This is a genomic window from Mycobacterium sp. (genome assembly GCF_049278535.1).
Taxonomy (GTDB): Bacteria; Actinomycetota; Actinomycetes; order Mycobacteriales; family Mycobacteriaceae; genus Mycobacterium.
This window is the reverse complement of record NZ_JBAPMI010000340.1, coordinates 1-9,088: the sequence shown is the minus strand read 5'-3', so window position 1 is coordinate 9,088 and position 9,088 is coordinate 1. Positions and strand designations below refer to the sequence as shown.

At 63.6% G+C, this 9,088-nt stretch carries 10 protein-coding genes and 1 pseudogene; 2 read left to right on the top strand and 9 right to left on the bottom strand.

Annotation, left to right across the window (positions count from 1 at the left end):
- A partial coding sequence (locus tag WAO18_RS22250) for an acyl-CoA dehydrogenase (RefSeq protein WP_422208397.1) occupies nucleotides 1-1,177 on the top strand: 1,177 nt, incomplete at its 5' end.
- On the opposite strand, the gene WAO18_RS22245 is transcribed toward WAO18_RS22250, so the two are convergent.
- The gene (locus tag WAO18_RS22245; protein ID WP_422208398.1) at nucleotides 1,149-1,565 is read right to left on the bottom strand and encodes an LppP/LprE family lipoprotein; all 417 of its coding nucleotides are present in this window, start codon (nucleotides 1,563-1,565) and stop codon (nucleotides 1,149-1,151) included. The two genes, WAO18_RS22250 and WAO18_RS22245, sit on opposite strands and share 29 nt — an antisense overlap.
- A gap of 235 nt (nucleotides 1,566-1,800) precedes the next feature.
- On the opposite strand from WAO18_RS22245, the pseudogene WAO18_RS22240 reads away from it, so the two are divergent.
- A pseudogene (locus tag WAO18_RS22240) lies at nucleotides 1,801-1,932 on the top strand (hypothetical protein); the annotation flags it as partial.
- Here WAO18_RS22240 and WAO18_RS22235 read toward each other — a convergent pair.
- Genes WAO18_RS22235 through WAO18_RS22200 form a run of 8 tightly spaced genes read right to left on the bottom strand, consistent with a single transcriptional unit; the run spans nucleotide 1,933 to nucleotide 9,061 of the window.
- Nucleotides 1,933-2,325 (bottom strand): DUF732 domain-containing protein, encoded by a 393-nt coding sequence (locus WAO18_RS22235; protein ID WP_422208396.1) that lies wholly within the window; start codon nucleotides 2,323-2,325, stop codon nucleotides 1,933-1,935. It lies immediately after the preceding pseudogene.
- Nucleotides 2,322-2,837: a CAP domain-containing protein gene (locus tag WAO18_RS22230; protein ID WP_422208395.1), complete on the bottom strand. Its 516-nt coding sequence runs from the start codon at nucleotides 2,835-2,837 to the stop codon at nucleotides 2,322-2,324. Before WAO18_RS22230 ends, WAO18_RS22235 begins: the two co-directional genes overlap by 4 nt.
- Nucleotides 2,838-2,861: 24 nt before the next feature.
- On the bottom strand, nucleotides 2,862-3,764 hold the full coding sequence (locus tag WAO18_RS22225; RefSeq protein WP_422208394.1) for an alpha/beta hydrolase-fold protein: 903 nt from the start codon (nucleotides 3,762-3,764) through the stop codon (nucleotides 2,862-2,864).
- 22 nt (nucleotides 3,765-3,786) lie between these two features.
- Nucleotides 3,787-4,461 (bottom strand): hypothetical protein, encoded by a 675-nt coding sequence (locus tag WAO18_RS22220; protein ID WP_422208393.1) that lies wholly within the window; start codon nucleotides 4,459-4,461, stop codon nucleotides 3,787-3,789.
- Complete coding sequence (locus tag WAO18_RS22215) at nucleotides 4,458-5,108, bottom strand: Mce protein (protein ID WP_422208392.1); 651 nt, start codon at nucleotides 5,106-5,108, stop codon at nucleotides 4,458-4,460. Before WAO18_RS22215 ends, WAO18_RS22220 begins: the two co-directional genes overlap by 4 nt.
- Nucleotides 5,066-6,559 carry an MCE family protein gene (locus WAO18_RS22210; RefSeq protein WP_422208391.1) on the bottom strand — a complete coding sequence of 498 codons (1,494 nt, stop codon included), beginning with the start codon at nucleotides 6,557-6,559 and terminating at the stop codon, nucleotides 5,066-5,068. Before WAO18_RS22210 ends, WAO18_RS22215 begins: the two co-directional genes overlap by 43 nt.
- A gap of 1 nt (nucleotide 6,560) precedes the next feature.
- On the bottom strand, nucleotides 6,561-7,685 hold the full coding sequence (locus WAO18_RS22205; protein WP_422208390.1) for an MCE family protein: 1,125 nt from the start codon (nucleotides 7,683-7,685) through the stop codon (nucleotides 6,561-6,563).
- Nucleotides 7,682-9,061, bottom strand: coding sequence for an MCE family protein (locus WAO18_RS22200; RefSeq protein ID WP_422208389.1), 1,380 nt, complete (start codon nucleotides 9,059-9,061; stop codon nucleotides 7,682-7,684). The genes WAO18_RS22205 and WAO18_RS22200 overlap by 4 nt, the downstream gene beginning before the upstream one ends.
- Between the last annotated feature and the right edge of the window lie 27 nt (nucleotides 9,062-9,088).

Here is a 9,088-nt window from a genome sequence, read left to right as displayed (position 1 = left end):
CGAAAATCCCAACCGCCGGTTCTTCACCATGATCGGCACCCTGATCCGCGGGCGGGTGAGCGTCGGCGGAAGCGCGGGCAACGCCGCGCGGGTGGCGCTGGACATCGCTACCCGATATGCCTTGCAGCGCAAGCAGTTCAGTGCACCCGATGAGGACAGCGAGGTGCTGATCATGGACTACCTGGTGCATCAGCGCCGGTTGTTCCCGCTGATCGCGAAGTCGTATGCGTTGCAGTTCGCGCAGAACGAGTTGGTGTCGAAGTGTCACGATCTGCAGACCGCCGACTCCCCCGACGCCGAGGAGCAACGAGAATTGGAGGCGCGGGCCGCCGGCCTGAAGGCCATCAATACCTGGCATGCGTCCACCGCTATCCAGGAGGCTCGTGAAGCATGTGGTGGCGCAGGCTATATGGCCGATAACCGGCTGATCGCGCTGCGCGCCGACACCGACGTATTCACGACCTTCGAGGGTGACAACCACGTGCTGACCCAGCTGGTGGCCAAGGAGCTGCTGACCGCCTACGCCGACGACATCAAGGGCATGAGCCCGGTGGAGTGGGTGCGCTTCGCGGCGAACTTCGCCGGCGAGCGGGTGCTGAAACGCACTGCGGCCGAGACGATTATCCAAACCGTCATCGACGCCCGGCAGGACAACGAAGAAGAGGGCAGCCTGTTCAACCGCGGCACCCAGGTCCAGATGTTCGAGGACCGCGAGGAATACGTCATCGCCTCGGTGGCGCGCCGGTTGCAGGCCAAGTCGAAAGAGATGTCGGCCTTCGATGCGTTCAACTCGGTACAGGATCACGTGTTGCACGCCGCGAAAGCACACATCGACCGGGTGGTGCTAGAGGCGTTCGTCGCCGGGATCGACGCGTGCGAGAACGACGAGGCCCGCGAGATCCTCGGACTGGTCTGCGACCTCTACGCGCTGACGGTGATCGAAGACGACAAGGCGTGGTTCGTCGAGCATCGGTTCTTGTCCACTGAGCGCGCCAAGGCCGTCACCCGCGGTATCAACGATCGGTGCCGGTTGCTGCGTCCGCACGCCGAAACCTTGGTGGACGGGTTCGGGATTCCCGAGGCGCTGCGCTACGCCGACATGCTGCACCCGGAGAACCTGCCGCAAGCCGGCGCCGACGAGACAGGGGCTACTGATTCGGCACTGCTCCACGGGTGACGAGTTTCCCGCCGGGGCCGATCCGATACTGCACGGTCCCCTTGCCGGTCGGACAGCAGGCGGAATCGCCGGCGACCTGCCACTGATACTGGACGCTCACCGCGTCGTCGGTGGCAGACAGCACCGTCGTGTGCGGTTTCGGATTCGGTGTCGGGTTGCCCAGCGGAATGTTGTGGTCGAAGAACAGCAGTTGCACGGGGCTGGCAGCGGTCGCGCTGGTGGGTGTGACCTGCACCCAGTACAGACGGCAGTTGCGGGTGTGCCCGCGCGCGGCCTCGGTCCAGGCCGAACCGGGCGTCGCGACCGGCAGGATGGCGATGGCCAGGCGCACGGTATCGGGACTCGGCCCGTCGGCGTCGCTGCAGGTGTCCGGATGGTTCGACGTCATACCGGGCGGGGTCCAGCCGCACGACGCGGCCACGAGACTCGCGAACACCAGCACGACGATGAATTGGCGCACGCCACAAGCCTAATGAGAGGCCGACCGAAAGCCGGACAGCGAAACCGCCTTAAAATCACTGCAAATCTTGCCCAGACCACCAGGTAGGGCAGGTTCAACGGGTGATCAGCGCCACGGCGCGATAGGCTCGACGGTACGAGCTGTACGACGGAGGGCTAGCCAGATGAATCCGAACCCGGACTACGACGCCAGCGACGAGCTGCAGTACGGCATCGCGTCGTACGCTTGGCTGCTGCGGGGCGTCTACCCTCCGCCGGCTTACGTACCTGACCTAGGCAACGCCGACAACAATTAGTTACTGCGACGGCGGCGCGTAGCTGCCCGCTGAATTGCGCAATTGCCAGAGCTGCGCGGGGCAGTAGATGTTCACCGCGTTCGAGATTAGATAGTTGGCCGAGTATTCGTCGTTCGGCAGCACATCATTTTTCACATCTCCGATCACCTTGCCGTAGCTGGCGCCGCCGGTGATCTTGTCGCAGATGCCGTGGGCATAGCTGATCGCATCTGCTGTGTTCGCGAAACTGTATTGCTTGCGCACGGTGGTGTCGTAGATGAACTCGATGTCGGGTGCCGGCACGGCGTGGGCCAAAGGTGTTGCGCCGCCGCAGAACGCCGCGGCGACGATCAGGCCAACCAACCACATCCCACGCTTCATCTTCGGTCCCCTGTCTATGGACGTTTCGCTCATCCCGGGTGTCCGTACACCGCGACGAGAACGCTGCGGTCGACGCTGTTCTCAGACCACACCCCGATCTGGGTGTTGGCACAGTTCGACATGATCGCCATGTAGTCCGGTCGGTAGTACCAATTCCCCATCACGTCAAGGTCGTTGATCGCCAGCGAATTATTGATCGCCACCGTCTCGGCCACGGTGCCGTTGTAGCCCGCCCCACGGGCACGGTCTGCCACCGACGAACCATCCGACCCGACGTCAGCGTCGAGGTTGCGATTGTTGAGCACGTCGACCGTGTGCCGCTGCGCGGCGGCAACCAGTTGCGGGTTGATCTTGAGGTTAGTGGTGCAGCCGGCCTGCCTCTTGATGGTGTCGACGTTGACCACGATGCCGTTGTTGAGCCGGTCGTTATTCCCGGGAACCCCAGGGGCGGCCGATGCGACGGCGACCACGCTCGGGGTCGCGAACGCGCTCAGCGCGGCCCATGTCGACAGCGCCCGTCGGAGGCCAATGCCCTTGTCAGTCATGGCATCTCATCTCTGTGAAAGTTTCTAGCGGATGTTAGCCGCGAGATCGCCGGACATGGCACTGAGCTGCTGACTCCACGTCGACCAGTCGTTTCCGCCGCCACGGCCCAGGTCGAAATGAGCGTTCTTACCGCCGACGTCTCGATAGTGCGAGTAGAACTGGGCGTTGGTGCCCTGCGAGATATCGCCGAAGCCGGCCATCGCACCAGGATCGGTCGGTGCGCCGCTACCGGGGCTGTAAATCCAGAGTCGAGCGTCGTTGTCGACCAGCTGCTGGATGTTCTGGTTCGGCGAATGCCACTTCCAGCGACCCAATTGCGGAAGGCCCCACATGTGGTCGGTGTCGGCACCGCCCTGCCGGAGCGCGGCGGTGATCGTCCCGTCCACGCCAGCACGTTCGGGGGTGAGGAAGCCGGAAAATGATCCGGCATAACGGAATCGGTCAGGGTGAAATGTCACCAGGGCCGCCGCGGCATACCCGCCCTGGGAGACGCCGACGACGCCGTGCCCGCCGGGGGCCAGACCCTTGTTGGCGGCCAGCCAGTCCGGTAGCTCGGCGGACAAGAAGGTGTCCCACTGTTTGCTGCCGTCCTGCTCCCAGTTGGTGTACATGCTGTAGGCCCCGCCGGCCGGTGCGACCACCGAAATCCCCTTGCCGGCAAGTGTGTTGAACCCGTTGCCGACGGTCGCCCAGTTGCTGACATCCGGCGCGGCATTGAACCCGTCCAGCAGATACGCCGCATGCGGGCCGCCGGCCAGGAAAGCCACCGGAATGTTGCGACCCATCGAGGCCGAGGGCACCAGCAGGTTCTCGAAGCCGGCCGCTTTCGTGGTGGCAGTCGGACCCGAGATCATCGTCGCCGCACACCAACCTAAGGTCAACACGATGGCGGAAAGCCGCCGCGAGAAGCTCGACAAATTGTTCATTTCCGCCTCACTTGTCCATCGCTCACACCGGGTCGAATTGCGATATGAGCCAACGGTTGCCGACCTTTTCGAGAGTGACGCGCACGCTGGACGTGCTCTGAGTGGGCGCATCGGTGCCGATCGTGGTGGTCTGGTCGACGAAAACCAGTACCACCGCCTGTTTTCCGGTCGCCGAGACCGAAGCGGCTGCAGGCACGGTGGCCACCGCGCTGATGTGCTGCTGCTTGGCTCCGGGAGCGACGACGTCGTTGACCAGTTGGGTGTACTGCTGGCGGAACCCGGCGGTGAGCCGGTCGGCGGCAGCCTTCAGTTCTTGGTCCACCGTCTCCGGTTTGTACGACAGGATTGCAATGGTGCTTTCGGAGGCCGCTCGCACCGATTGCTCTGCCGCTGCTCGAGATTCCCGCGCCGAACCGTCCAGCCACTTCAGATAGCCGACGCCGACAGCGAGGATCAACGCCAACGCTGGAATTACCGCGACGAGCAGACGGCCCGAGGAGGATCGAGCGTTACGCCCGGACGGCGTGTCGTCCGCTTCGTCGTCCTCGTCGCCCGTCGCCTCGGCGTCCTCTGCGGCTTCGGCCAGGTCATCGTGATCGGCCAGGACGTCAGGCGACGAGTCGTCTGCGACCGAGTCGTTGTCATCGATCATCGCGGAGTCCTCCTCCTGCGTGGTCAACGCGGTTCGAGTGCTCACGGCACGAACTCGACATTAGACACCTTTGCGCCATCACCCGTCCTATCGACGGTAAGACGCATCCGCCATCTGCGGGGCTCTTGGTCGGGCGGCGCCGCGGCCATCGACGTCTTGACCGATACGGCGACGAGCACTAGCGCTTGCTCTTTGGTGTAGGAAAGCAGGCCCGCCTCGGCGATGGTGCCCACAGATTTCGACTGCACCTTCTTGACGACCTCGACAAATGGTTGCGACCGGGTCTGGAATTCATCGTGGAATCCGCCGGTCGCCGAGTCGAGGACCCGCTTGATGTCGGCATCGACCTCCGTGTAACTGATCGTGGTCAGGTTGATCGCGGTTTGACGCGCGACTTGCACGTAGAGGCTGCGCTGCTCATCCACCTGACGGTCTTGGTACACGCGGAATCCCAGCCAGCCGCCTAAGCCGAGCAGAGCCACGATGATGGCGACTCCGACAGCGATCGGTTGAGGACCATTGGAAAACCATTGCCGTACACGCTGTTTTGCGCCGAGTCGCGCATCAGCCTCGGCGTCAGCTTCTGCGGCGTCGACGTCTTCCGCGTCGATGTCCTCGACGGCGGCGTCATCGTCTACCGAATCGGGATTTACGGATTCGGCTTTTTCGGCGGCACCATCATGCTCTGCCATGTCTTGCCTTTCATTCCGGCGGCGAGGTCGGAATCGCTGTAATGACGGCCATCTGGGCCGACGTAGATTCCGGTCGCGGGGTCATAAGGGATGGCGACTGGCGGCTTTGCCGGCGGTTGAGCCGGCGGGTGCCAGTGCTCGCCCGGCGAATACGGTGGGCCGCCCTTCGGGTATTGCGGCACACTCTGACCGCTCAACGTCGCGTTGGGATCGCCCTTCCAGAACAGGCCGTCGTTGAGCGGGACGTACTGCTCGTCGCTTTCGCACATCTCGACCGTCGGCGCACGCTTGCCCGGCTTGGTCTCGCAGGGAACGTTACGAACGCCGCGCACATTCATGTCTGAGTTCTGCGGGATACGGCAGTACAACTCGCCGTTGGTGCGGTCGGGGTAGTCCTCCCGCACTGGGATGCGCTGCTGTTGCACCGGCAGGAATCCGGCGTTGCAGGGTGGCGGCGAGTTGAGGTTCAGGTTGAAGTCGAGATAGATGCCTTTGTAGTCCATCTTGGCAACCCGGTCCGGCACGATGATCGACGACATCACCGCGGTCCCCTGTGGGAACATCACCAACAGCTGCTCGAGGTCGTTGCGGTAGTTCACCGCGATAGTGCCCAGACTGACCAAGTTCGCCAGCAGCACCGGCAGTGTCGGCGCCAACCGGTCGAACAGGGCAGTGCCCTCGTCGAGCGCCGGGCCCGCGGTGTTCAGCAGGTCTGCCAACGAATTGTCTTGTGCCTTCACCTGACTGGTGATCGCATTCACGCGCTTCGCCCAGGTCGCGATCGACTCCGACGTTCGCACCTGTGAGCTGGCCACCGGCGGGAACTCGTCGATCAGCCTGGAGAAGGTGTCGCTGGTCTTGCCGGCGTCGATCGCCAACGCGGTGCCGCCGTCGACGAGTCGCGACAACTCTGGCCCCAGACCTGCGACGGCTTTGGAGGCCTCGTCGACGACGGTACGCAAGTTGTCCTGCGGGATCGCCTTGAGAGCTTTGTTGGTGGTGTCGAGCAGCGATCCGATGTCGACGGGGATCTGCGTTTTGCCGACCGCGATCACGTCGCCGTCGCGCAATTTCGGGCCGGCGCCGGAATGCGGTGTCAATTCCAGGAATTGCTCACCGACCGCCGAGCGACTGTGCACCGCTGCTGTCACGTCGGCGGGGATCGCGATGTCGGATTTCAGCGAAAGCACCGCACGTACACCGTTTTGGGTGACGTCGACCGATTTGACGCTACCGACCTCGCTGCCGCGATAGTTCACCACCGACGTCTCGTACAGCCCGCCGGAGGCAGGCAGGTCGACCGTGACCTTGTATCGGCCAACCCCCAGTAGCGCAGGCACTTTGACGAAGCCGAACGCCATCACGGCGATGGACACGACGGTGACCGAGGCAAGGATCGCCAACTGTGTCCACACCCGCCGGGACAGGCGCAGCGAACTCGAACGAGCCATGCTAGTAACCCCCCCAGTGATACGGCGCGATCAACGGGTTCACCGCGGTGTACGGGCTGGGCATCTGGCCGATGGTCCGGCCCCACTGCATCTCGAGTTCGGTGAGGTTTCCTTCCCACTTCGACCCGGTGAAGAAACCGCTGTCGAGGCGGCTCAAGGTCAGGTCGACGACCAGCGAGATGTTGGCAAAATCACCCCGAAACCAGTTGGGGACAGTGCTTTTCACCCACGGCAGCGTCGACAAGAAGTCCAGGCCGCGGGTAAGCGCGGGTCCGGCGTTGGCCAGTTCGCGCAGCGCCGGCGCGAGGTTGCGGAAGTTGTCGACCAGGGATTTCTTAGACTGGTTGATCGTCGATGCGGCGACGGCGCTGAACTGGCCCACTTTGTCGATCGCATCGACCAAGGTCTTCCGGGTATCCGACAGCACGCCGAGCGCCTGCGGGATCGTGGTGAGCGCCTTATCGACCACCGGATCTTTGTCCGCCACCTGCCCGACCAGGTTGTTGAGACTGTCGATGGCCGTGATGATGTCGTCAGTCTGTTTCTTCGTCTCGGAGACGAAGATGTCCAGTTGGGCCAGCAGGCTGCGCATGTCTTTCTCCCGGCCGTTCAAGGCCGTTGCGAAGGTCCGGGTGATCTCCTGAAGGTGACCGAGACCGCCGCCGTTGAGCAGGATCGCGACCGACGCGAGGGTCTGCTCGGTAGTCGGATACGTCCCGGCTCTGGACAGCGGGATCACCGAGCCGTTCTTCAGTTGTCCTTGCGGTGCCTCGTCGGTGGGCGGCGCCAACTCGATGTGCATGGAGCCAAGCAGGCTGGTTTGGCCGACTTTGGCGGTGCTGTTGGCCGGCAGATGAATATCGCCGTTTATCCGCATCGTCACCAGGGCGTGCCAGTCCTGGACCTCGATCTTGGTGACGTTGCCGACGTTGACGTCGGCGACGCGCACCCGGGTGTTCGGCTGGATGACGACGACGTCGGGCAGTTGAGCCTGAATGGTGTAAGCGCCCTTGGTTTTGCCTTCGGTTCCCGGCAGCGGTAGCGAGTTGAGGCCGCGCCATCCACCACAACTCGTCAGCACGCACATCGACGAGATGGCAAGCGCCGCAGCAATCGCCCGCCTCATGGCGTGCCCTTGGGTGGCACCATCAGGCCGGGCAGTCCCGCATTGGGGTCGGTCGAATGAACGGCGACCGGCGCCGGCGGTACGGCGCCACTCGGCAGCGCTTGCGGCGACACCGGTGGTGGCGCGTCAGTGGGCGGGGCACCCGGCGCTGCGGGCGGCGGGATGTGCGGGTTGAGTTTGTCCTCGCTGTAGGTGATCTCGTTGGGACGCGCCGATGCGCCGACGAACGGGTTGAGACCGATCGGCAGGAAGTTGTACTGGCGGTTTTTAATGATCGGGGACAAGTACTGCTCGCACAACCGGGCAGACTGTTTGCGCCCGACAAGTCCGTCGGACTCGATTGAACCGCAGATGGATTGGACGGTATCGGCGAAGTTCGACAGGGCCAGAATCCCGGTGACCGCGCTCTGCGCGGGTTGGTAGATATTCAGGAAGTTCTGGAACACGTTCGGCGCGACGTGCAGGGTTTGCTTGATGTCGCGGCGACTGTCGTTGAGCGCCGTGGTGATTTCGTTGAGGTGGTCGAAGGTGGTTCCGATGGCCTCGCGGTTCTCGGCGACGAAGGGACGCAGATCGTTGACGGCGCCGTCCAATCCCGCAATGGCTTGACCCCACTCGTTGGGCGTATTGGTCATCACGGTGGAGATGGTGGCCAGGTTCTTGTTGAAGGACGCCAGCAGCTCGCTGCTCGAGGTCAGCGCCGACACGAAAGTCTCCAGGTTGCGCAGCGTGCTGAAAATGTCGGTGCTGTGGTCGCCGAGCGCCGAAACCGCCTGGGAGAGCTTGATGATGGTGTCGCGCGCGGTGTCACCCTCGCCGCGTAGGTTGGCGGCCGAGCTGTTGACGAATTGCCCCAGCGGGCTCGTCCCGCCCTCGGTCGTCGGCTGCAGGGAGTCGGTCAGTTTCTCCAACTGCTTGCGCAGGTCGTCCCACTCGACGGGTACCGCGGTGCGCTCCTCCGGAATGGTCGCGCCGTCAGCCAGTTTCGGGCCGCCGGAGTAGACCGGGACGAGTTGGATCGCCCGGGCGCTGACCAACGACGGCGACAGAATGGCTGCTTTGACGTCGGCGGGCACCGAATATTCCGAGTCGACGGTGAGCGTGACCTTCGCTGCGTTGGGCTGCGGTTCGATCTTCTCGATCGTTCCGACCGCGACGCCGAGAATGCGGACTTCGTCGCCGGTGTAGACACCGTTGGTGTTGGGGAAATAGGCGATGTAGGTGTTGCGGGTCACCTGTTTCCACCACGGCGAGACCATCATGCTGATTCCGACCAGCAGAACCAGAACCAGGCTGACCGCTGTCCCGACCTGTGTGACGCGCCGATGATTCTCGATCCACCGACGGGTCTTGTCGCGCACATTCGCGAAACCCATCAGTGCCCCCCGTTCGAAGGCACTTCA